General features: G+C 54.4%; 19 protein-coding genes. All 19 read right to left on the bottom strand.

The features are described from left to right. Window positions 1-393 precede the first annotated feature (393 nt). The 19 genes from N8H74_RS12965 to gyrA all read right to left on the bottom strand — a co-directional run bounded on the left by N8H74_RS12965 (window position 394) and on the right by gyrA (window position 24,457). Window positions 394-4,125, bottom strand: a complete 3,732-nt coding sequence (locus N8H74_RS12965; protein WP_262147984.1) for a glycosyltransferase — start codon at window positions 4,123-4,125, stop codon at window positions 394-396. A gap of 3 nt (window positions 4,126-4,128) precedes the next feature. Beyond that, window positions 4,129-5,388, bottom strand: a complete 1,260-nt coding sequence (locus N8H74_RS12960) for an ABC transporter ATP-binding protein (RefSeq protein WP_262147982.1) — start codon at window positions 5,386-5,388, stop codon at window positions 4,129-4,131. After that, on the bottom strand, window positions 5,388-6,200 hold the full coding sequence (locus N8H74_RS12955; RefSeq protein WP_262147981.1) for an ABC transporter permease: 813 nt from the start codon (window positions 6,198-6,200) through the stop codon (window positions 5,388-5,390). The genes N8H74_RS12960 and N8H74_RS12955 overlap by 1 nt, the downstream gene beginning before the upstream one ends. A gap of 261 nt (window positions 6,201-6,461) precedes the next feature. Continuing rightward, entirely contained in the window at window positions 6,462-7,481 is a 1,020-nt protein-coding gene (locus tag N8H74_RS12950; protein WP_262147979.1) for a glycosyltransferase family 4 protein, read from the bottom strand. Beyond that, window positions 7,481-8,440, bottom strand: a complete 960-nt coding sequence (locus tag N8H74_RS12945) for an SDR family oxidoreductase (protein WP_262147977.1) — start codon at window positions 8,438-8,440, stop codon at window positions 7,481-7,483. Before N8H74_RS12945 ends, N8H74_RS12950 begins: the two co-directional genes overlap by 1 nt. Beyond that, entirely contained in the window at window positions 8,437-9,360 is a 924-nt protein-coding gene (locus N8H74_RS12940) for a glycosyltransferase (RefSeq protein ID WP_262147975.1), read from the bottom strand. Before N8H74_RS12940 ends, N8H74_RS12945 begins: the two co-directional genes overlap by 4 nt. Before the next feature lie 56 nt (window positions 9,361-9,416). Beyond that, window positions 9,417-10,307 (bottom strand): glucose-1-phosphate thymidylyltransferase RfbA, encoded by an 891-nt coding sequence (rfbA, locus tag N8H74_RS12935; RefSeq protein WP_262147973.1) that lies wholly within the window; start codon window positions 10,305-10,307, stop codon window positions 9,417-9,419. After that, window positions 10,304-11,197 (bottom strand): dTDP-4-dehydrorhamnose reductase, encoded by an 894-nt coding sequence (gene rfbD, locus N8H74_RS12930; RefSeq protein WP_262147971.1) that lies wholly within the window; start codon window positions 11,195-11,197, stop codon window positions 10,304-10,306. The genes rfbA and rfbD overlap by 4 nt, the downstream gene beginning before the upstream one ends. Next, a complete protein-coding gene (gene rfbB, locus N8H74_RS12925) occupies window positions 11,194-12,270 on the bottom strand; it encodes a dTDP-glucose 4,6-dehydratase (protein ID WP_262147969.1) in 1,077 nt (358 codons plus the stop codon). Before rfbB ends, rfbD begins: the two co-directional genes overlap by 4 nt. 224 nt (window positions 12,271-12,494) lie before the next feature. Then, complete coding sequence (locus N8H74_RS12920) at window positions 12,495-12,734, bottom strand: LapA family protein (RefSeq protein WP_262147967.1); 240 nt, start codon at window positions 12,732-12,734, stop codon at window positions 12,495-12,497. A gap of 27 nt (window positions 12,735-12,761) precedes the next feature. Then, window positions 12,762-13,058, bottom strand: coding sequence for an integration host factor subunit beta (gene ihfB / locus N8H74_RS12915; RefSeq protein ID WP_003189779.1), 297 nt, complete (start codon window positions 13,056-13,058; stop codon window positions 12,762-12,764). Between the two features lie 148 nt (window positions 13,059-13,206). Beyond that, complete coding sequence (locus tag N8H74_RS12910) at window positions 13,207-13,485, bottom strand: hypothetical protein (protein WP_217830739.1); 279 nt, start codon at window positions 13,483-13,485, stop codon at window positions 13,207-13,209. Window positions 13,486-13,695: 210 nt separating this feature from the next. Further along, window positions 13,696-15,381 (bottom strand): 30S ribosomal protein S1, encoded by a 1,686-nt coding sequence (gene rpsA, locus N8H74_RS12905; RefSeq protein ID WP_217830738.1) that lies wholly within the window; start codon window positions 15,379-15,381, stop codon window positions 13,696-13,698. Between the two features lie 120 nt (window positions 15,382-15,501). Then, entirely contained in the window at window positions 15,502-16,191 is a 690-nt protein-coding gene (gene cmk, locus N8H74_RS12900) for a (d)CMP kinase (protein ID WP_217830737.1), read from the bottom strand. Then, window positions 16,188-18,395, bottom strand: a complete 2,208-nt coding sequence (locus N8H74_RS12895; RefSeq protein ID WP_262148167.1) for a bifunctional prephenate dehydrogenase/3-phosphoshikimate 1-carboxyvinyltransferase — start codon at window positions 18,393-18,395, stop codon at window positions 16,188-16,190. Before N8H74_RS12895 ends, cmk begins: the two co-directional genes overlap by 4 nt. A gap of 28 nt (window positions 18,396-18,423) precedes the next feature. Next, on the bottom strand, window positions 18,424-19,536 hold the full coding sequence (gene hisC / locus N8H74_RS12890) for a histidinol-phosphate transaminase (protein WP_217830735.1): 1,113 nt from the start codon (window positions 19,534-19,536) through the stop codon (window positions 18,424-18,426). A 13-nt stretch (window positions 19,537-19,549) separates the two neighbouring features. Continuing rightward, the gene (gene pheA / locus N8H74_RS12885; protein WP_262147963.1) at window positions 19,550-20,644 is read right to left on the bottom strand and encodes a prephenate dehydratase; all 1,095 of its coding nucleotides are present in this window, start codon (window positions 20,642-20,644) and stop codon (window positions 19,550-19,552) included. After that, window positions 20,644-21,729: a 3-phosphoserine/phosphohydroxythreonine transaminase gene (gene serC / locus N8H74_RS12880; RefSeq protein ID WP_217830734.1), complete on the bottom strand. Its 1,086-nt coding sequence runs from the start codon at window positions 21,727-21,729 to the stop codon at window positions 20,644-20,646. The genes pheA and serC overlap by 1 nt, the downstream gene beginning before the upstream one ends. Before the next feature lie 64 nt (window positions 21,730-21,793). Further along, the gene (gene gyrA / locus N8H74_RS12875; RefSeq protein WP_262147960.1) at window positions 21,794-24,457 is read right to left on the bottom strand and encodes a DNA gyrase subunit A; all 2,664 of its coding nucleotides are present in this window, start codon (window positions 24,455-24,457) and stop codon (window positions 21,794-21,796) included. Window positions 24,458-24,815 lie beyond the last annotated feature (358 nt).

Here is a 24,815-nt window from a genome sequence, read left to right as displayed (position 1 = left end):
ACACAGATATCATCCCTCGGGCGTAGACAAAATCGAATAGAGCGCTAGATATTCAACAATTTCGTCCACAATCGAGGGCGGTAACGCAAGGACAAAATGCATGGCGGCGACAGAAGACGGCAAAAAGCGAAATTTCCCACACTTTCTAACGGCATCCGCATAAACCAGACTCCTTACAACCGAGGACAGGGTGTTCGCAGCCTTACAATCCTGAATCCCGAGGGCCTAACTGATGAACAACCACTTCAATGACACCGGAAAAATGAAAAAATCGATGCCTGTTCAGACATCGATTTTTTATTTATCTCAACAAAGAGAGAACGCTAAACTCGACTCTTTGAATTAACCTCAAAGGTAAATTTCTGGCGAATGAGGTTTTATAACTTTCAGCACTCAAATATAGCCTTCACAAGATTTCACAGCACGCTCCCTTGCAATAAAGTAGGCGTCATGAAGCTGTTTATGACGACTCATTCTCACCTTAGGGTCCGCAGGCGTCCTGAACAGCGACGTGGTTTTTGGAACATAGCAAAAACGATTTTTATATCCATAACGCAACCACAGATTCCAGTCTTCGAGGTTGCTCATATCTGTTTCAAAACCACCACGCTCCAAGTATAAATCTCGCTTGAATAGAAGAGACTGGATCGGGATATAGTTATGATCGAGCAATGTCTCGTAATCAAACTCATGTTTGTATGCATTGGGGGTTTCGTGACTGATCTCAACGTACCGCCCTGTACTACCATCGGTAACCGTGCCGACCTCCATTGCCAGCGAATAAGCCGCAGCTGCGCCGTCATCCTTCAAGAGTGCCGTCACCAAGACTTCAACATGATCAGAAAAAAGCAAATCATCATCATCCAGAAACATGCAATACCGGCCGGTAGCCATTTCCAAACCACGGTTCCCCGTAACAGAACGCCCCACCTTTTCCATCCCATGGAATCGAATACTGCGTCCCGGCGACATTAAAGTACCTTCAACGAGGGACTTCATCGTAGAGCCTCCATCCTCCACAACAATCAACTCAATATTACGGTACGTTTGATTTTGTACCGACAGGATTGCTTGTTTGAGAAATTCATCTCTTTTCTGGTAGGTTCGCGTCACGATGGTGACCAAGGGTTGCTCGGATATGGCATCACCAATCCGCCAGAAAGCACCTTCGCGGATCATCTCGTAATCAAACCCCCGGAACGGAAAGCTAACCCCTTTTTCCGGTCCTTTACCCTTCATAAAATAGGAAGCTTTTTTTACGAGCCGACCGATGCTACGCACTATATCGCGACGAGATCCCGGATAAACTTGAGGCCGCAGCAATAACAATAACTGAAGTACGACGCCACCCAATTTGTCGACCAACCTGCCATAACGCAATCTTATATTTGCGTTCGCCAACGTGCTTCCAACATATTGGATTGGCTTCACATGATTCTCGTGCTCGTAGGTATAGTGATAAACCATCGCGGAAGGACAGTACTTCAACCGATAGCCAAAGGACCTGAGTCGATACGATAGCTCGACATCCTCTCCATACATGAATATTTGGCGCTCGTATCCGCCTACTCGCTGGTAGGCAGAGCGCCTGATCAAGACACATGCATGTGAGGACCAGTTGGTTTCAAGCGTGACCGGATCATAATATTTTGGATGTTCATAAGGCGCCTGTCTCATTTCCCATGATGCGACATCATCCTGGCCGCACGACAAGGCTGAACAAACTACCCGCTCAATTGCCTCTTTGGAAAACTGGATATCGATATTACTGATCAGAAAATAATCTGCCTGTCCCAATGCAATCGCACGATCATGTCCTGCTCCAAATCCTATATTTTCTCCACTTATAATATTGAAACTTGCAAAGTCACTACCGAAAGCGGCCTGCCACCGCGCAATCGCCTCGACGGTATTATCTGAAGAGCCATTATCAACAAAAAAAAGGTTTATTTTCTTACAAGAATAACTTTGACTTCTTAATGACTCAAAAAAACCATCAACCCATTTGGAGCTATTAAAAGTAACAACTGATATATCAATCAAGGGAAGTTCAGCCGCTTCCACTTTAGGCAAAACATGTACAAATCGGCGATCCGCGAGGGTTTGCAGCGCCTGTATGTTGTCTTTCGAGTAGATGAGTGCAAGAAGCTTCGAACGAACTGCCCGAGAATAAAGCCCGATGCGCACCCGGATACTCGCCAGAACAGGAACTTTTTGATAAATGGGGCGCAATAGCGACTTTGATTTCGACAGCAAACGACGCAGCCCCACCGAGCAGTGGGCAAAAAACGACTTTTTCGAAGTCTTCATACCGAACAGTTTTTCCTTTAAAAACGAGTTTTTTTCTTCTGATTCTTCAAAATCCGGACCGTTTTGCCGCAGGCCTTCGAGCGCGCCCTCTAGCTCGAGAACCTTTCCATTCACCTGAACAAGCTCTTTGTTCAGGGCAGCCAAATCGGTGCCCAGCTCCCGGTTTTTTGACTCTAACCAGGAAATGTACGACTGTTGCCGATAACTTTCCAAGGCCGGGTCATATTTATTTCGTTCGCGCAGCTCTCCGGCATCCGCTTTGATTCTGAACAAGTGCGCCGAAGGCTCACGGAATTGCTCATCCGACAGGAAATATTGCATTTCGGCAAAATCAAGAATGGACGCCCTCAGCGCCTGTGGGGCAATGCGATCCGCCTTGTGTAACGCCCAGGTCGCCGACAGACTCGCCGGATCCTGAACATCAACGGTAAGCCCCAATCCCGAATAGGGTGCGGCCCCGAGAACATATACACACTTACCCGCCAGAGCTGCCTCGAATCCCGCCGAAGAGTTGATGGTAAAAACCACGTCAGCTGCTGCGATGAGCTCAGAAATACTATCGTTCTTGTCCGCGACGGCGACATGATCTGGCAGGCTGGGAACAGAATCCAAGGGATGAGGCTTGACTACAGCTAAGAGGCCAGCCCCCTCCAGAACATCTGAAATATGCTGAACATACTCAGCCATGCTCGAATACGGACATCCCGTGATTATGTTGGAATCGTCCTTGACCTGCAGCAGGATTAGCGCACTGGGTATCTGCGCCTTACCTTGACGAGCATACCGCTCCTCGAGAATCTTCAACCTTTCGACAGCCTCACGATTCTCGCCCATTGACACCCTTGCGGAATAAGCCAGGAATTCATCTCTGAATCCACTTCGAGCATTCACACCTTGCGGGTCGGAATAATATCCCATCACGTTAGGAGCCCGTAACATTCCCAACTCATTAAAAACCAGAGGAATCTTTCGGGCGCCACATGCCAGATCGAGAGCACCATCGTAGTTCCAGCAGAAAATCAGATCCGGATCAATCTCTGCCAACAACCTCTGTACAAATTCATCATGATAGGGCAGATCTTCCCTATTGAGAATTTTTGTCCAGTCATCGATCCACCCCTTCTCTCCTCCATCTGGATAGATGCATGAAAAACTCTCTGGCGTAACCCATTTATACCCAAAGTTGGGGTACTCATCCCTGAGCTGGTCAGAACCGACAAACACGCACTCCCAACCATCTCGAGAAAAGTTATTTGCCAGCGGCAAATATACATCAACAATACTACTAAACAGCGTTGGCTGCCCTCGCAGGACAAGAGGCAGCGTGTAAAATACAACGCGTTTGAATTTTCTATCAGAAATTTTTATCGCTGGATTCCCTGCCGCTATGCTCATTCTCTCGATATTAAACTTGACGGCAGAGTTTGCACTTATGACAGCCCCCTCACCGATTACCGCACCCGCAAGGACTGAAACATTCGCGCCAATCCAGACATCATCACCAACAACCACTTCCGCGAGTTTCAATCCCTGCTCACTGATCGGCAACAGTCGATCGAAACGATGAGAGGAAGAGGTAATTGAACAGTTTGGGGCAACTAAAACATTTTTACCAATGGTGACCTTTCCACTACCATTTATCCATGTACCACAATTAATCACCGTCCCTGATGAGATGCTCACAAATTCGCCAGCACCGCATTCAATGACAACATTGTCGCGAATCTGTACATTATCTTCGATAATGCAAAGAGCACTTTCATCAATGTAAAACTTCACTGAATCAGATATAGCGGAATCACCAATCTTGAGCATTTATCAATCCAACTTCAAAACAGTTACAGATGAAGGGCAGTAAGCAGACCCTACAGCGTTACGCGCACCCACCACAATTATCTTGCGTAAAGGCCAACGCTGATCAAGCTCTATGCGCTGACCGTCCAGGCTAGCCATGCCAATATATAAAAAATACTCACCAGGTGAAACATTCAGTGAATAAGAGAAACTCACCTTGTAATACCCATCTTCGAAGTCAATTTCCTGACCGGCCAAATGGGTATTATCACCTGCCACATCAACACCCTTGGAATTACGCAAGGAATAACCAATGACGACATTTTTTATATCGCCCCAAGACTTGATATGACAGACCATCGTGACTTCGTCCAGCGGAGCAAAGCTATTCGTACTCGCACCTGAAGCAGATAAAAAATCAACCGCATTTATTTTTGCTTCACCGGAACCAAATCTTACTTCTGAAATATCACCCAACTCATGCTTATAAGCCACTTCCGCATGTAACTCATCTACGGCTATAGACTTCAATGCTGAAGCATTTCTGATATTTTTTTCATAGTTCTTGGTTGCGCTCAAAACCTCCGAGCTATGCTCAAGAATTCGCCCTGCCTGCATGACTATGACAGATTGGCAAAAACGGATAACGGATTGTGTATCGTGAGAGACAAACAGAATAGTCGTACCGCTCTCCTGCATCTCGTTCATTTTAAGCATGCATTTTAGTTGAAAACCCGCGTCCCCCACGCTAAGCGCCTCATCAACAATAAGCACATCCGGACTTACGTTGATTGCTACCGAAAATGCCAAGCGTGCAAACATGCCGCTACTGTACACCCTGACAGGTTGGCTTATAAATTCGCCAATATCTGCAAACTCAGTGATTGCCGAGACGCGCTTGTGCATTTCCGCGCGACTATAGCCCATCAGAGTGCCCTGAAAGTAAATATTTTCAATACCGGTATAATCTGGATTAAAGCCTGCTCCGAGCTCCAGTAGTGACGAGACTCGCCCGAAAACCTTGACATCCCCGCTTGTAGGCGTAAGCACACCGGTCAAAATCTTCAGAAGAGTGCTCTTTCCAGCGCCATTCGCTCCCAGAATACCAACGGTCTGCCCTTTCGCTACCGAGAAGGATACATTTGAAAGCGCATGAAAATCATGATGTCGTCGTTTTCCGGAAAATGACAAAGCCTCAATCAATCGGTCAACGGGCTTTTTATATAAGCGGTAAACCTTGCAAATATCCCTGACGACGATGGCACTTTCAATATTTTCGCTCATCACAAAACATCCGCGAAGTGAGGTCTCAGCTTTTTGAAAGTTCGCAGACCTATCAACATCAGAGCAATCACGACGGCCCAGAATACGAGTGTTTGATCAATACGATCCCAAAACCAAACTCCACGAATAAATGAATCCCTGAATCCCTCAACAACATAAGCAAACGGGCTAAAGCGGAGAAAGCCTGCAACGCCGCCCGTCATGTTATCTATATTCCAAAAAACCGGGGTCAACCAAAACCCAAACTGCACGCCCATGGAGATCAACTGATGAAGATCCGGAAAAAATATAACTATCGAACTGGTTATCCACGCAACAGCAAGCAATAACGAAAGCATGCAAAAAATATAATAAAAAACCTGAAGCCAGTACAAAGTCGGCATATAGCCATAAATCAGAAGCAAGGCTATAAAAACCAAAACAAAAAAACAGTGGACCACCACAGCAGAACCTATTTTAACTACAGGTAACAATGAAACATTAAATACAATTTTTTTTACAAGGTAGCTGTTTTCCCTGATAGAGGAGCAACCGGAATTCAATGCTTCGACAATAAAAAACCATGGCACGAGCCCACAAACCAGCCACAGAACAAACGGAAAAGAGGTATGAACAGAAGACTTGAATCCAAACTGAAAAACAAACCACAAAATAATTGTGGTTGCGACTGGCTGGATAAAAACCCAGAGAATACCAAAATAATTGGTTAGATATCTTGCACGCAGGTCATTGGAAACGAGACTGAACAAGATCATTCGATCCCGGGTAAATTTACTGAACACCTGCATAAAACCACCTTTCGGAAGATTCATCTTGCATCACCGTCAACGAAAAATTGCCGGGTCGACGATTCCCTCAGCATTGATACCGTATCAGAAGAACGCGGAAAGCAGCTCGAAGCTTTACCGACAATCACCTTGGCTCGAGAGACACCGAGGATCCCCCCACAGTTCCAATGGCTTCCCAGCACTTTCCCGCTACCTAGCGCAGGATACGGAATTTTGAAGAACAAGAAATATGATACTTCCGAGACGGTTGTAGGAAATCTCCTCAAAAATCTGCCAATTACACCGCTATTTTTCGACTTCCAACATTCCAGCATTGTATCGATTCGCGATAAAAACCAACGGAATGTAGGCAATAAATAGTGCCAAAACGCCCGGAAGCATGCCAATCCCGGAAAGAACCGCAAGAGGCAACAGCCACAGCACATTTATCGTCAGGACAGCATAAACCACGGTTTTATGAGTGCCATAGTGCCGGGAAGCGAACTGATAGGCGTGACTGCGATGGGCCTCGTAGATTTTGTCCCCACGAAGAAGGCGTCGCATAAGTGTCCACGTTGCATCGACAATGAATACGCCCAACAATATCAGCCAGCTCCACAACAACTCGGGTGCCTCACTGGAGGCGATAATGGCCAGGAGCCCGATAGTCAAACCGAGAAAGCCGCTGCCGGCATCTCCCATAAATATTCGGGCGGGAGGAAAGTTCAAACAGAGAAAACCCGCCACAGATGCTGCAAGCACCAACACTATACAACTTAAATCCTGATGCCCGCTCAACCAATAGATCAGGCAAGCAGATAAGCAGACGAAAATGGCCTCGACACTCGCCAATCCATCTATGCCATCCATGAAATTATATAAGTTGAGCATCCAAACCAGATAAACTGCAAACAAAAGGCTTGATAACCATTGCAACTCCAGGAGCACACCAAAAATGGATATTTGTCCAACGCCGCCCAGCCAATATAGCGCCCACACCGCAGCCGTAAAATGCCCAACAAGTCTCCACCTGGCAGCGATATGGCCGTGATCATCAGCAAATCCCAGCAACGCAACCAAAGCCCCCGCCCCCAATAGCCCGGTCATCACCGTAAAGCTGATCAACTGCAAGTAATACAATGCGGGCAATGCAATCAGGAAGGATAAGACAATGGCCACTCCACCACCTCTCGGAGTCGGAATAGTATGAGAGCTCCGAGAGTTTGGAATGTCGATCAGACTGTTTGCCAGCGCATAACGGCGCAGCACATAAGTCAGCGACAACGAAATTATGAATACGGCACCAATCAGCCCATACAAAATCATTATTTTTTATTTTCCAGATAGTGTTCAACTGTATGGCGGATCGCCCTATCCACACTCACCGGCGGACTCCATCCAAGGGTAGCCTGAGTCTTGGCAAGATCGATCTCAAGCGAATCAAACAAGCGCTGGGCTATAACCTTTTTTCCGACCAATGCCAGCAAACTCTTCAGTATCCAGACTGGAATCGGAATCAGCAAAACAGATCGTCCAAGTGCCTTACTGATACATGTCAACAGTTGGGTAGTCGAAAGATCCACGCCATCGCTGACTAAAAAAACATTGTTCGCAGCCGCAGGATGATCAATACATTTGATAATGACGTCTGCAAGATTACTCAGCGAAATAAAGCTTCTTCGGTTTTGTACTCCCCCTAACGGCAGAGGAACACCTTTATTCAGCCAATTCACCATGCTGAGAAAGTTAGCCTTCACCCCTGGCCCGTAAACCAATGGTGGGCGAATGATCACTAATTCCATCCCGGTTTCCCGGCTGATCAGTCCCAAGACCTGCTCAGCTTCGAGCTTGGATTGACCATAAGCATCTTGTGGTGCGGGCACAGCATCAGATCTGAAGGGAGCGCCTTTCGTGGTGCGCTCGCCATTGACCTTGATCGAGCTGATATAAATGAAACGCCGTACTCCGGCCGCCGCAGCCTTACGCGCCAGAGCCGCAGTACCTTCCACATTGATCTTGCGAAATTCGGCTAAAGCGTCCAGCGCAGTTTCATTCATCACATGTACACGCGCTGCACAGTGAACCACAACATCAATGTCGTCCAGAGCGGGCAACTCCGCACGGTCACCAAGAGCGAATGTTACAACCTGGCAGAGCCCGGCGAGGTTCGACGCCCCACGAACGGCAGCTACCGGTGTGAACTTGCGATCCAGCAACAGACGCATGACTACCGCTTCGCCCACAAAACCCGAAGCGCCTGTCACCAATACCCTCGGCCGGTTCATTGGACACTCTTGCCAATAATTGCTTTAGTCCAGCAAATCAAAAAAAAGAGCACCTTGTCACGCATACGCCTCCGGCATTTCCATGCACTAAAAGAAAGACACATTAGTTGTCTGCGGCCAAGCTGAAACCAACGACGGACAAAAGGGTCATGCTCTCTCCCTACCAAAACGGCAATGAGTTGCACTTGAGAAAACCACCAACCGTCATGAATGGTTTTGTAGCGCGTCAACAATGAGTTGATTCCGATGTTGGCACCAACCTGGTTACTTTCATGTTGACGGTATTGCATGGTGGGCACCGGATCAGTGAACCAGCGAAAGCCATGACTTCGAGCGAATGCATAGCAGTACCAGTCATGAAGACTGACACCCTGCAGCTCATGCCATTGCTCACACACCGAAGCTTTGAGCTCGGTGGCAAGTTTATGGCTGAGAACATAAGTGCAGCCAGGGCCGGCCGCTTCGAACAGATAGTCCCAGGTAACCTGAGGCTGCGCCTTGTCTATCAAATGGTTGGTGCCGTCATTCCAGAACGCAATGACATTACTGGAGTAGCCATCCAGATTTCGCGCGATGAGCGTCTCTGTAGCGCGCTGAAGCTTATCGCTGTGCCAGATATCATCCTGATCAGCGAATGCGACAAAGTCGTAGCCATCGAAGTCGACGTCACGAATCAGTCTGAAAAAATTACGCGCAGCCCCACCGAACTTGCCGGCTGCCGGCAACACTACGATCCGAGGATCTGCGGTAGCGGATTCAGTGCACCAGGCTTCAGTACCATCCGTGGAAGGATCAATACTGATGTACACCGTAACATCTACCGCAGACTGTTCGAGAACCGAGACCAATTGCTCCTCGACCCATTGCATGCCATTGAAGGCACCCAGCAATACTGCAACCTTAGGATGTCTTACTGGCATGCCTATCCTGCTAAAAACGAGCCGAGTGTTGCCGACTGGAAAGGTATATGCCCGCGTTAGTGCGCAGGCGCGTCCAGCAGCTTCTGCAGGTATTGTCCATAACCCGTTTTCTTGAGCGCATCGGCCTGAGCCCCCAGCTGCTCCGCAGTGATCCAGCCATTGTGATACGCAATTTCTTCCAGGCAGGCCACTTTAAGACCTTGACGCTGTTCGATTGTATGCACGAAGTGGCTGGCCTCCAGCAACGAATCATGAGTCCCTGTGTCCAGCCATGCAAATCCACGACCGAGCATCTCTACACTCAGATCCTTACGCTCCAGATAGGCACGATTGACATCGGTGATTTCCAGCTCGCCACGATCCGAAGGCTTGATGTTCTTTGCAATTTCGACAACGTCGTTATCGTAGAAGTACAAGCCTGTTACCGCATAGTTAGATTTCGGCTTTAGCGGTTTTTCTTCGATACTCAATGCACGACCAGCAGCATCAAACTCAACTACCCCGAAGCGCTCTGGATCGGAAACGTGGTAGCCGAAAACGGTAGCACCATGCTTTTGCGAGCTAGCCGAACGCAAATTGTCCGAAAAATGCTGACCGTAAAAGATGTTATCGCCGAGGATCAAACAGCAAGGATCCTTGCCGATGAACTCTTCACCAATGATAAATGCTTGAGCCAGTCCGTCCGGGCTTGGCTGCTCCGCATATGTCAGCTTGATGCCATAGAGACTGCCATCGCCCAACAACTTGCGGAAGCAAGGAAGGTCGTCGGGCGTAGAGATGATCAGGATTTCGCGCATCCCCGCCAGCATCAGCACCGAGAGCGGATAGAAGATCATCGGCTTGTCGTAAATTGGCAGCATCTGCTTGGAGACACCAAGAGTAAGCGGATGAAGGCGAGTGCCCGAGCCGCCAGCGAGGATGATGCCTTTACGATTTGTAGTGGTCATTTGTTCAAAACTTCCCTAAGCATTCGGGTTACACCACTCTGCCAATCCGGCAGGTGTAGAGAAAAGTTGTCACGCAGTTTCTGAGTGCTCAATCGTGAATTCAGGGGACGGCGCGCAGGTGTTGGGTATGCCGTGGTTTCGATTGGAGTGATCGAAGTAACGGCAAGCGATTCGCCATTCTTCTTGGCAAAATCAATCACATGACTTGCGTAGCCATGCCAGGAAACCTCGCCACTGGCAGCCAGGTGATAAAGACCTGAAAGCTCGGGACGCGAATGGATTTGTTGAATCGCCAGCGCAGTCACGTCAGCGATCAAGTCAGCTCCCGTCGGGGCTCCGACCTGATCATTTATGACACTAAGCGTTTCTCGATCCTTGGCCAAACGCAGCATGGTCTTGGCGAAATTGTTGCCACGCGCGCCATAAACCCAACTGGTACGAAAAATCAGATGCCTGCAGCCAGAAGCGATGATCGCTTGCTCACCAGCCAACTTACTGGAGCCGTAATAATTTACGGGGGCCACGGCATCATTTTCACACCACGGCTTGTCACCCTGACCACTAAAAACGTAATCGGTCGAGTAGTGAATCAACCATCCATCCAAAGCTGCAACTTCTTGAGCCATCACCTGGCAGGCTTCAGCGTTCACACGATCAGCCAACTCTGTATCAGACTCTGCTTTATCGACCGCCGTGTACGCGGCAGCGTTGACGATAATGTCAGGTTTGACCTTCCGGATCGTGGCGCGCAATGCGTCCAGATCAGACAAGTCACCAGACATGCCGTCAGCGCTGTTTCGATCCAAGGCAATCAACGTACCAAGTGGCTGAAGGGAGCGTTGCAGCTCCCAACCCACCTGGCCGTTTTTTCCTAATAGAAGGATTTTCATGCTTTGCTCGAGCGATCCGCATAGTTCTGATCGATCCACTGCTGATAGGCACCGCTCTTCACGTGAGCGACCCATTCGGTATTGTTCAGATACCACTCGACAGTTTTGCGGATACCGGTTTCGAAAGTCTCTTCCGGCGTCCAGCCCAGCTCGCGCTGGATCTTGCTCGCATCGATCGCGTAACGCTGGTCGTGGCCCGGACGGTCCTGCACATAAGTGATCAGACTGGCGTGCGGGCGATGAGCGGAGTCCGGACGCAATTCATCAAGCAGCGCACACAGGGTGTTTACGACTTCGATGTTTTGTTTTTCGTTGTGGCCGCCGATGTTGTAAGTCTCACCGATTACACCCTCGGTAACGACTTTGTACAACGCACGAGCGTGATCTTCGACATACAGCCAGTCACGGACCTGATTGCCTTTGCCATAAACCGGCAGCGGCTTGCCTTCCAGCGCGTTGAGAATGATCAGCGGGATCAACTTCTCGGGGAAGTGGCATGGGCCATAGTTGTTGGAGCAGTTGGTGACCAGAGTCGGCAGGCCATAAGTACGCGCCCACGCACGAACCAGGTGGTCGGAACTCGCCTTGCTGGCAGAGTACGGGGAGCTCGGCTGATACGGCGTGGTTTCAGTGAAGAGATCTTCAGGACCTTCAAGATCGCCATACACTTCATCGGTCGAAATGTGGTGGAAGCGGAAGTTGGCTTTGCGCGTGTCATCCAGCGCAACCCAATATTGACGCGCAGCTTCCAGCAAAGTGTAGGTGCCGATGATGTTGGTCTGGATGAACTCGGACGGGCCGGAAATCGAGCGGTCAACATGGGATTCGGCAGCCAGGTGCATGATTGCATCAGGCTGATGTTCACGCAGAACGCGATCAATCTGGTCACGATCACAAATATCCACGCGCTCAAACGAATAACGGGAGTTCTGACTGACTTCCGCCAACGACTCCAGGTTACCGGCGTAAGTCAGCTTATCGACGTTAACGACAGAGTCGGAAGTGTTGGAGATGATATGACGGATGACTGCCGAGCCGATAAACCCGGCGCCGCCGGTAACTAGAATTTTCACGCGAAACCATACCCTTGAGCTGCGGACAGCGCCCCCAACGAGCGCCATCTAATCCATGAATGCAAAAGCCATCGGACACGAGGCTTCTGTCAAAGTCAGACTGCATCGACGTGGGATTACGCCACTATCGAACAAGGGATGCATTTTACAGCTTAATGAACGTTTTACTAATGGATATAGACGGGTAGCGACGCAATTCGACAGATATCCCGCGCCTGTCGCTTTCAGACAAGGCGCTTGCGAGCAGTTTTGGACAAGCGCCCAAGAAACCACCCCAGAATCGGACCGAGCAACATCCCTACAAGCAACGCCAACACCATGACCAACGAGACTGGAAGTTGCGGACCCGCCCAGCCAAGAAACATCAAGGAAATTGATTGCTGGTTTTCAAGAACAAATGCCAGGACCACCAACACCAGCAAAAGAATGAAAACACCAAGAAGTATGCGCCTGAAGTTACGCATGAGTAACTCCTTGAAGGATCACGACTGTCAAACCCCCTCCTCCTCTTCCTCGTTCACCCGATCTCGCAACTCCTTACCCGGCTTGAAGTGCGGAACGAACTTGCCATCAAGGCTTACAGACTGACCGGTCTTTGGATTGCGCCCTACGCGCGGTGCACGATAGTGCAGGGAGAAGCTGCCAAAACCACGGATCTCGATGCGATCTCCAGTAGCCAGACATTGGGACATTTGCTCAAGCATGGTCTTGATGGCCAACTCCACATCCTTGGATGAGAGCAGCCCTTGATGGGTGACAATTCGTTCGATCAACTCCGACTTCGTCATATTTTTCCCTTCTTTTTCAAGCAGCTAGATCAGCGCTTGAAAGGTTTTAGCATGCCCGGAGGATTTTGAACAGCCCAGGGGTTGACATATCTTTCGCCGCATCGAAACACCCATTTTCAGGACAGTTAATCGCCAAGCCTGATCACGCTCAACGACACATCACCAGCATGGTACGAGTCACGAAGCCTGCAGGATTGAAGCCGAACGGAAACTCATCCTCCTCCTTGGCATCATCGGATCGAGTAATCACCTTGTAGCCTGCCCCCTTACACTCCTTCGCCGCGCGCTTTTGGCACCTGTCCCACCCCGAACCCAAGCCCGAGCAATCGATCTCAATACCACTGACCCCGCGCACCGCATGCGTTCTGGCGCTTGTGGTACAGCCCGCCAATATCAGCACAGCCATCAAGACAATGAGCTTGTTCATTCAATTCCTTATGCCAGGCAAGCAGCCCGACTACTGCGATCTTCAGACTAAGCCTAGTCGCAAATAGACCATTGATCCGCTCAAAGAAACAGACAACCGCGCCAGGTATTTGGTTTCACGGGAATTCTGCGCAGCAAATGAGCGCAACCACCAAATCGCAGGCACAAAAAAGGGCGACCGAAGTCGCCCTTTTTCATGATCAGACAGAACTCAGTTCTGTTTGGCCATTGCTTGACGCAGCAGTGCCGCCATAGTGGTGTCAGCTGCTTCGCCTTCCGGAGCTGCTTTCAGGCTCTGGATGGCGTCTTTCTCGTCAGCTTCGTCTTTCGACTTGATCGAGAGCTGGATTACGCGGCTCTTGCGATCAACGCTGATGATTTTGGCTTCAACTTCCTGACCTTCTTTCAGAACGTTGCGCGCGTCTTCAACGCGGTCACGGCTGATTTCGGAGGCTTTCAGGGTTGCTTCGATATCGTCAGCCAGAACGATGATGGCGCCTTTGGCGTCAACTTCTTTCACGGTGCCAGTAACGATTGCGCCCTTGTCGTTAACCGAGACGTACTCGGAGAACGGATCGCTTTCCAGTTGCTTGATGCCCAGGGAGATGCGCTCGCGCTCCGGGTCAACCGACAGGATAACGGTGTCCAGATCGTCGCCCTTCTTGTAACGACGCACGGCTTCTTCGCCGGTTTCGTTCCAGGAGATGTCGGACAGGTGAACCAGACCGTCGATGCCGCCGTCCAGACCAATGAAGATACCGAAATCGGTGATCGACTTGATGGTGCCGGAGATCTTGTCGCCCTTGTTGAACTGGCCAGAGAAGTCTTCCCATGGGTTCGACTTGCACTGCTTGATGCCCAGGGAGATGCGACGACGCTCTTCGTCGATGTCCAGAACCATGACTTCCACTTCGTCGCCGACTTGTACGACTTTCGAAGGGTGGATGTTCTTGTTGGTCCAGTCCATTTCCGAAACGTGCACCAGACCTTCAACACCTTCTTCCAGCTCAGCGAAGCAGCCGTAATCGGTCAGGTTGGTTACACGAGCGGTAACGCGAGTGCTTTCTGGGTAACGGGCTTTGATAGCAACCCATGGATCTTCGCCCAGTTGCTTCAGGCCCAGGGAAACACGATTGCGCTCGCGATCGTACTTCAGAACCTTGACGTCGATCTCGTCGCCAACATTGACGATCTCGGAAGGATGCTTGATGCGCTTCCAGGCCATGTCGGTGATGTGCAGCAGGCCGTCCACGCCACCCAGGTCGACGAATGCGCCGTAATCGGTGAGGTTCTTGACGATACCTTTGACTTGCTGGCCTTCCTGCAGGGATTCCAGCAGAGCTTCACGCTCGGCGGAGTTCTCGGCTTCCAGGACGCTGCGACGGGAAACGACAACGTTGTTGCGCTTCTGGTCCAGCTTGATGACCTTGAATTCCAGCTCTTTGCCTTCCAGGTGCGTGGTGTCGCGCACTGGACGGACGTCAACCAGGGAACCTGGCAGGAACGCACGGATGCCGTTAACGTCGACAGTGAAGCCGCCTTTAACCTTACCGTTGATAACGCCCTTGACCACTTCCTCAGCTGCGAAGGCTGCTTCCAGAACGATCCAGCATTCAGCGCGCTTGGCTTTTTCACGGGACAGCTTGGTTTCACCGAAACCGTCTTCAACCGAGTCCAGAGCAACGTGAACTTCGTCACCGACGTTGATAGTCAGATCGCCAGCGTCGTTGTAGAACTGCTCAAGCGGGATGAGTGCTTCAGACTTCAGACCAGCGTGAACGGTTACCCAGCGAGCCTGGTAATCGATATCAACGATAACACCGGTGATGATGGAGCCTGCCTGAAGATTCAGGGTCTTTAGGCTTTCTTCAAAGAGTTCCGCAAAGCTTTCGCTCATTTTAATTCCTGTTGATTAGGGCGAAGAATACGCCCGTCTCCACATCCCAGACGATGCGGGTCAGTTTCAATTAAAGGAAGCCACCGCAGGACTATGACTGGTCCCCTGCGGCCTTCCTGATCATCCGGCGATATCGCGAATGGCGATCTCGCTCATGATGCGTTGCAACACCTGATCGATGGACAACTCCGTGGAATCCAGCTGAATGGCGTCAGCCGCCGGTTTGAGCGGGGCTACGGTTCGCTGGGTGTCACGCTCGTCGCGCGCACGGATCTCATCTAGCAGACTCGACAGACTAACACCCTCGACTTTGCCCTTCAACTGCAAATATCGACGGCGTGCCCGCTCCTCGGCGCTGGCCGTGAGGAAAATCTTCAATGGCGCGTTTGGAAAAACCACCGTGCCCATGTCGCGACCATCCGCCACCAGCCCCGGCATTTCCAGAAAATCACGCTGGCGCTGCAGCAGCGCCTCGCGCACCGCCGGCAACGCAGCCACCTGGGAAGCGCCGGAGCCGACGCTTTCAGTACGGATGACATCGCTGACTTCATCACCTTCCAGGATGATCCGCTGCAACTGACCGTTCGTCGCCGGAATGAATTGCACATCCAGATGAGCGGCGAGCTTCTTCAGCAGTTCTTCATTGGTCAGGTCGACACCATGATTGTGCGCGGCGAACGCCAGCAGGCGATACAGCGCGCCGGAGTCCAGCAGTTTCCAGCCCAGACGCTCGGCCAGAATCCCGGCTACCGTGCCCTTGCCCGAACCGCTTGGCCCATCGATGGTGATAACCGGTGCAATGATGTTCACGACTGAGCCTCTTGCGCTACACGAATGCCGACCTGGGCGCACAGCGCCAGGAAATTCGGGAACGACGTCGCGACGTTGGCGCAATCATGGATGCGGATCGGTGCCGTAGCGCGCAACGAGGCCACGCTGAAAGCCATGGCAATCCGGTGATCGCCGTGACCATGCACTTCGCCGCCGCCGATCTGGCCGCCGTCGATGATGATGCCGTCCGGGGTCGGCTCGCATTTGACGCCCAGCGCCAGCAAACCGTCCGCCATGACCTGGATCCGGTCCGACTCTTTGACCCGCAGCTCTTCGGCGCCGGTCAGCACGGTGCGCCCTTCGGCACAGGCTGCCGCGACGAACAGCACCGGGAATTCGTCGATCGCCAGCGGAACCAGCGCTTCCGGAATCTCGATACCCTTGAGTTTAGCTGCCCGCACGCGCAGGTCAGCCACAGGTTCACCGCCCACTTCACGCTGGTTTTCCAGCGTGATGTCGGCGCCCATCAGACGCAGAATGTCGATCACGCCGGTACGGGTCGGGTTGATGCCGACGTGCTCCAGCACCAGCTCCGAACCTTCGGCAATCGAAGCCGCCACCAGGAAGAACGCCGACGACGAGATGTCGCCCGGCACTTCGATGTGGGTCGCAGTCAACTTGTTGCCGGACTCGACCGAGGCCGTGGCGCCATCGACGCTCACCGGGTAGCCGAAACCACGCAGCATGCGCTCGGTGTGGTCGCGGGTCGGTGCAGGCTCGGTGACGGTGGTCTTGCCTTCGGCGTACAGACCGGCCAGCAGCAGGCACGATTTCACCTGGGCACTGGCCATCGGCATGGTGTAGGTCAAGCCCTTGAGCTTGTGCCCGCCACGAATGGTCATCGGCGGACGGCCTTCGGCAGCAGTCTCGATCACGGCGCCCATTTCCCGCAGCGGGTTGGCCACGCGGTTCATCGGGCGCTTGGACAACGAGGCGTCGCCAGTCAGGGTGCTGTCGAAATCCTGCGCGGCCAGCAGGCCGGACAACAGGCGCATCGACGTACCGGAGTTGCCCAGATAGATCGGGCCCGGAGCCGGTTTCAGGCCATGCAGGCCGACACCGTGAATGGTCACGCGACCGTGGTGCGGACCTTCGATGACCACGCCCATGTCGCGAAATGCCTGCAAGGTCGCCAGGGCGTCTTCGCCCTCGAGGAAGCCTTCGACTTCGGTCACGCCTTCAGCCAGGGAACCGAGCATGATCGAACGGTGGGAAATCGATTTGTCACCCGGTACGCGAATCCGACCGGACAGGCGGCCACCAGGTTGAGCCAGGAAGATCAGATCGTTGGAATTCATAGCGTCCACATAGGCCCTGCGGGCCAGGATTTTACTGAAATGCTCGCGGGCAACCCGGGCGCGCGTGAAGACGCCCAACAATTGGTGCCCATCCCCTGCATCGACCGCGTCGCGCAAGGCGTCGAGGTCGCTGCGAAATGTATCGAGTGTGCGCAGGACAGCCTCGCGATTGGCGAGAAAGATGTCGTGCCACATCACCGGGTCGCTTCCGGCGATTCTTGTGAAATCGCGGAAACCGCCCGCAGCGTAACGGAAGATCTCCAGGTTTTCATTGCGCTTGGCCAACGAATCGACCAGGCCGAAGGCCAGCAGGTGCGGCAGATGACTGGTCGCTGCCAACACTTCGTCGTGACGCTCGACTTGCATATGTTCGACATCGGCGCCCAATTCACGCCACAGGCGATCGACCACCGCGAGGGCAGCCGGGTCGGTCTGCTCCAGCGGCGTGAGGATGACCTTGTGGCGACGGAACAGCTCGGCATTCGACGCCTCGACCCCGCTTTGCTCGGAACCGGCAATCGGATGGCCCGGCACGAAACGCGCCGGCATGCCGCCGAACGCCTCGGTCGCCGCACGCACCACGTTGCCCTTGGCGCTGCCGACATCCGTCAGGATCGCCTGCCCCAGATCCATGCCGGCCAGACGGGCCAGCACTTTTTCCATGGCCAGGATCGGCACCGCCAGCTGAATCACATCCGCGCCCTGACAAGCCGCCACGAGCTCATCCTCGCAACGATCCACGACGCCCAACTCGACCGCCAGCCTGCGTGATTGCGGATCGAGATCGACCCCGATCACTTCACGGCACAGGCCGCTTTCACGCATGCCTTTGGCAAACGAACCACCGATCAATCCCAGACCGACCACCACCAGGCGCCCGATCATAGGTGCAGCAGATTGCAGCGCAGTGACATCACCCACGAGCCAGAACCTTGCGCAGCGCTTCGAGGAAGCGGCTGTTTTCCGCCGGCAGACCGATGGTCACCCGCAGATGGTTAGGCATGCCGTAGTTGGCCACCGGACGCACGATCACACCTTCGCGCAGCAAGCCCTGGAACACCGGCGCCGCCACCTGGCCGAGATCGACGCAGATGAAGTTGCCTTTGGATGGAATCCAGCTCAGCCCCAACTCACGGAAACCCGCTTCCAGTTGCTGCATGCCGGACTCATTGAGCTGACGGCTTTGCGCCAGGTACTCGTCATCCTTCAGCGCCGCACACGCCGCCGCCAGGGCCAGGCTGTTGACGTTGAACGGCTGGCGAACACGGTTCAGGACATCCGCCACGACTGCGGTGGACAAACCGTAACCGACACGCAACGCCGCCAGACCATAAGCCTTGGAGAACGTGCGCGAAACCAGCAGGTTTGGATACGCGGCGAGAAAATCCAGGCCATCGGGCAGGTCGCTGCCCTCGGCGTACTCGATGTAGGCCTCGTCCAGCACCACCAGCACATGTTCCGGCACGTCTTGCAGGAACTCGTCCAGCGCTTCGGCGCCGAACCAGGTGCCGGTCGGGTTGTTCGGATTGGCGATGAACACCACGCGGGTGTTGGCGTCGATGGCCGCGAGCATCGCAGGCAGGTCATGCCCCCAATCCTTGGCCGGAACGACCTTGGCCTGGGCGCCGACCGCCTGCGTGGCAATCGGGTAAACGGCAAACGCGTGTTCACTGAACACGGCGTTCAGGCCCGGGGCCAGATACGCACGCGCCACCAGTTCGAGAATGTCGTTGGAACCGTTGCCCAGGGTGACCTGGTTCAGTTCGACACGGCACTGCTCGGCCAGCAGAGACTTCAGCGCAAAGCCGTTGCCGTCGGGATAACGGGTCAGCTCGGCGAGCTCTTCGCGGATCGCCGCCAGTGCTTTCGGGCTGGCGCCCAGCGGGTTTTCGTTGCTCGCCAGTTTGACGATGCTCGCCGGATCCAGATCCAGTTCGCGCGCCAGCTCATCCACAGGCTTACCCGGAACGTACGGCGAAAGTTGTTGCACGCCCGGCTGTGCCAGCGCGAGGAAATTGCCACTCATTTGCTACCGCCCCTTAGAGAACTGCTTTCGGGTAGGAACCCAGCACTTTGAGTGCTACCGCTTCCTGACTGATCTTTTCCAGCACACCCTTGATCAACGGATCACGGTGGTGGCCGACGAAGTCGATGAAGAACACGTAGGTCCATTTGCCGCTGCGCGACGGACGGGTTTCGATCCGGGTCAGGTCGATCCCGTTGTCATGGAACGGCACCAGCAGCTCGTGGAGCGCGCCGGGCTTGTTGCTCATCGACACGATGATCGATGTCTTGTCGTCGCCGGTCGGCGGCACTTCCTGGTTGCCGATCATCAGGAAGCGCGTGGAGTTGTCCGGACGATCCTCGATTTTCTCGGCCAGACGGGTCAGGCCATACAGCCCGGCCGCCATGTCGCCGGCAATCGCCGCCGAATTCCACTCACCCTTGACCCGCTTGGCTGCCTCGGCGTTGCTCGACACCGCCACGCGCTCGACATTCGGGTAATGGGCATCCAACCACTTGCGGCACTGGGCCAGCGACTGGGCGTGGGAGTAGATACGGCTGATGCTGTCGGTCTTGGTGTTTTCGCCCACCAGCAAGTGATGGTGAATGCGCAGCTCGACTTCGCCGCAGATCACCATGTCGTGCTCGAGGAAGCTGTCGAGGGTGTGGTTGACCGCGCCTTCGGTGGAGTTCTCCACCGGCACCACGCCAAAATTCACCGCACCGGCCGCCACTTCGCGGAACACTTCGTCAATGGCCGCCATCGGCTTGCTGATCACGGCGTGGCCGAAGTGTTTCAAGGCCGCCGCTTGAGTGAAGGTGCCTTCCGGACCGAGGTAGGCCACCTTCAGCGGGTTCTCGAGGGCCAGGCACGAGGACATGATTTCGCGGAACAAGCGCGCCATCTCTTCGTTGCCCAGCGGCCCCTTGTTGCGCTCCATCACACGCTTGAGGACCTGCGCCTCGCGCTCGGGACGATAGAACACCGGCTGCTCGCCTTCGGCCAGACTGGCCATCTTGACCCGTGCAACCTCTTCGGCGCAGCGAGCGCGATCGCTGATCAGCTGGAGGATCTTCTCATCCAGACTGTCGATACGAACGCGCAGCGCCTTGAGCTCCTGCTCGGACATCAGGAATGCTCCTTCTCGAATTCAGCCATGTAACCGACCAGCGCTTCGACGGCGTCCAGACCCAGGGCGTTGTAGATCGAGGCACGCATGCCGCCGACCGAACGATGGCCCTTGAGGTTGAGCAGCCCACGGGCGTCGGCGCCGGCCAGGAACGCCTTGTCCAGACGCTCGTCGGCCAGGCGGAACGGCACGTTCATCCACGAGCGCGCGTTGATGTTGATCGGGTTGGTATAGAAGTCGCTGTTGTCGATGAAGCCGTACAGGCGATCTTTCTTCGCCTTGTTGCGCTGCTCCATCGCGGCGACACCACCCTGCTCCTTCAGCCACTCGAAGACCAGACCCGAGAGATACCAGGAATAGGTGGCCGGGGTGTTGTACATCGAGCCGTTATCGGCCGAAACCTTGTAGTCGAGCATGGTCGGGCAGGAACTGCGGGCGCGGCCCAGCAGGTCTTCACGGACGATCACCACGACCAGACCGCTCGGACCGATGTTCTTCTGCGCGCCGGCGTAGATCAGGCCGTACTGCGACACATCGATCGGACGCGAGAGGATATCGGAGGACATGTCGACCACCAGTGGAACGTCACCGGCTTCGGGTACCCAGTCGAACTGCAGGCCGCCGATGGTCTCGTTGGACGCATAGTGCAGATAGGCCGCACCCGGAGTCAGCTTCCACTCGTTCTGGCCAGGGATGGCCAGGTAGTCATAAGGCTTGGCGCTGGCGGCAACGTTGACATTGCCGAAGCGACGCGCTTCCTCGATGGCCTTCTTCGACCAGATGCCGGTTTCGACATAGTCGGCAGTGCCGTTCTCGGGCAGCAGGTTCAGCGGAATCTCGGCGAACTGTTGGCTCGCGCCGCCCTGCAGGAACAGCACTTTGTAATTGGAGGGGATGGACAGCAGGTCGCGCAGGTCTTGCTCGGCCTTCTCGGCAATGGCCACGTAGTCATCGCTGCGATGGCTCATTTCCATGACCGACAGACCCTTGCCGTGCCAGTCGAGCATCTCGGACTGGGCACGCAACAGGACAGCTTCAGGCAGCGCAGCGGGACCTGCGCAGAAGTTATAGGCTCGTTTGCTCACATCCACTCTCGCTATGCAATCACGGTAGCGGACAGAGCAAACACTCTGCCCTGCTACGATTTGGTTAGTCTTGCGACTCTTCTTCGTCTGCGGCGTCCGCCTGCAGGTTGTCGACCGCATCGTCCGGTTCGGCGCCGATCACGCCATCTTCCAGCTCGACGCCTTCTTCACCTTCAAACTCTTCACCCTCGACTTCCGACGGCTCCTGAACCCGCTCCAGGCCGACCAGGGTTTCATCCTTGGCCAGTTTGATCAGGGTCACGCCCTGAGTGTTACGACCCAGGCTCGACACCTCGTCGACACGGGTACGCACCAGTGTGCCCTGGTCGGAAATCAGCATGATTTCCTCGCCATCGAGCACCTGGACCGCGCCGACCAGACGACCGTTACGCTCGTTGCTGACCATGGCGATAACGCCCTGGCCGCCACGCTTGTACTCAGGGAACTCGGTGATCGCGGTGCGCTTGCCGTAGCCGCGCTCGGAAGCAGTGAGGATCTGGCTGCCTTCTTCCGGAATCAGCATGGAAATCAGCTTCTGGCCTTCCGGCAGACGCATGCCGCGCACACCGCGAGCGGTACGGCCCATGGCGCGAACGTCGGACTCCTTGAAGCGAGTGACCTTGCCGCCGTCGGAGAACAGCATCACTTCACGCTCGCCATCGGTGATGGCGGCGGAGATCAGCACGTCGCCTTCGTCCAGTTCCAGCGCGATCAGACCGACGCTGCGCTGACGGCTGAAGGATTCCAGCGGGGTTTTCTTCACGGTGCCGTTGGCGGTCGCCATGAAGATGTAGTGACCTTCGGTGTATTCCTCGACCGGCAGCATGGTGGTGATGTACTCGCCATCATCCAGCGGCAGCAGGTTGACCAGCGGACGACCACGGGCGGCGCGGGAGGCTTCCGGGATCTCGTAGGTCTTGAGCCAGTACACCTTGCCCTTGCTGGAGAACAGCAGCAGCGTGGTGTGGCTGTTGGCGACCAGCAGGTGAGCGATGTAGTCCTCATCCTTGACGCCGGTAGCCGATTTGCCTTTACCGCCACGACGCTGGGCCTGATACGCCGCCAGCGGCTGGGTCTTGGCATAACCGCCGTGGGAAATGGTCACGACGCGCTCTTCTTCCGGGATCATGTCGCCCAGGGTCAGGTCGAGGCGCGCATCGAGGATCTCGGTGCGGCGCACATCGCCGTATTCGGCGCGGATCACTTCCAGCTCTTCGCGGATCACTTCCATCAGGCGCACGGCACTGTTGAGGATGCGGATCAGCTCGCCGATCTGGTTGAGTATCTCCTGATACTCGGCCAGCAGCTTCTCGTGCTCCAGACCGGTCAGGCGGTGCAGACGCAGTTCCAGGATGGCTTGCGCCTGTTCCGGCGACAGGAAGTACTTGCCGTCGCGCAGACCGTATTGCGGATCGAGATTTTCCGGACGGCACGAATCGGCACCGGCGCGCTCGACCATAGTCATCACCGCGCTGGACTCCCAAGGCGTGCTGACCAGCGCCTCTTTAGCTTCCGACGGGGTCGGCGAGGCCTTGATCAGGGCGATCACCGGGTCGATGTTCGACAGGGCGACAGCCTGGCCTTCAAGGATGTGACCACGCTCGCGGGCCTTGCGCAGTTCGAACACGGTACGGCGGGTCACGACTTCGCGACGGTGGCGAACGAAGGCTTCCAGCAGATCCTTGAGATTGAGGATCCGTGGACGGCCGTCGATCAGCGCAACAATGTTGATGCCGAACACGCTCTGCAACTGGGTCTGGGCGTAGAGGTTGTTGAGGATCACCTCCGGCACTTCACCGCGACGCAGTTCGATCACGACGCGCATACCGTCCTTGTCGGACTCGTCGCGCAGCTCAGTGATGCCTTCGAGCTTCTTCTCTTTGACCAGCTCGGCGATCTTCTCGATCAGACGCGCCTTGTTCAGCTGGTAAGGCAGCTCGGTGACGACGATCTGCTGACGGCCACCGACCTTGTCGATGTCTTCGATGATCGAGCGGGCGCGCATGTAAATGCGCCCGCGACCGGTGCGGTAGGCTTCGATGATGCCGGCACGACCGTTGATGATCGCGGCAGTCGGGAAGTCCGGGCCGGGAATGTATTGCATCAACTCATCGACGGTCAGCTCGGGATTGTCGATGAGAGCCAGGCAACCGTCGATGACTTCACCGAGGTTGTGCGGCGGAATGTTGGTCGCCATGCCCACGGCGATACCGCTGGAACCGTTGACCAGCAGGTTCGGAACGCGGGTCGGCATGACCGCCGGGATCAGTTCGGTGCCGTCGTAGTTCGGCACCCAGTCCACGGTTTCCTTGTGCATGTCGGCCAGCAGCTCGTGCGCCAGCTTGGTCATGCGCACTTCGGTGTATCGCATGGCCGCAGCGTTATCGCCGTCCACCGAACCGAAGTTGCCCTGACCGTCGACCAGCAGGTAGCGCAGGGAGAACGGCTGCGCCATGCGGACGATGGTGTCGTACACCGCAGTGTCACCGTGCGGGTGATACTTACCGATCACGTCACCGACGACACGGGCGGATTTCTTGTACGGCTTGTTGAAGTCGTTGCCCAGCTCGCTCATCGCGAACAGCACGCGACGGTGCACAGGCTTGAGGCCATCGCGCGCATCCGGCAGTGCACGGCCGACGATCACGCTCATCGCGTAGTCGAGATAGGACTGTTTCAGCTCGTCTTCGATATTGACCGGGAGGATTTCTTTGGCCAGTTCGCCCATGAGAAGCCTGATTCCTTTTTCTGGTGAAACCTCGCCTTGTCCATGCGGGACTGACGAAGCTCGTCGATGCAGACAGAGTGCCGTGCTTCGACTTACGACAAATCAACAAGTTGAACATGGATTTGCGCAGTGAAGACAACCCCGTGGGGCGGCTTCGGAAAACGCCGGATGTTATCACAAGAGCCGCCACGCACCTATCCCCCAGATGCGCATGGAGCATAGTTAGTTGACCGATGACAGGCTTAACGGGGACGAGAGGGGCTTAGAGGCGGATCGAAGCCGGAAATCGGGCTTGATTTGTGAATGTTTATTGACTTTGCGGCGCTTTCGCGAGCGAACCCGCCCTCACAGATTTGGT

Source organism: Pseudomonas sp. B2M1-30 (assembly GCF_025447575.1).
In the GTDB taxonomy this organism is placed as follows: Bacteria; Pseudomonadota; Gammaproteobacteria; order Pseudomonadales; family Pseudomonadaceae; genus Aquipseudomonas; species Aquipseudomonas botevensis.
This window is presented reverse-complemented; position numbering and strand designations above follow the sequence as displayed.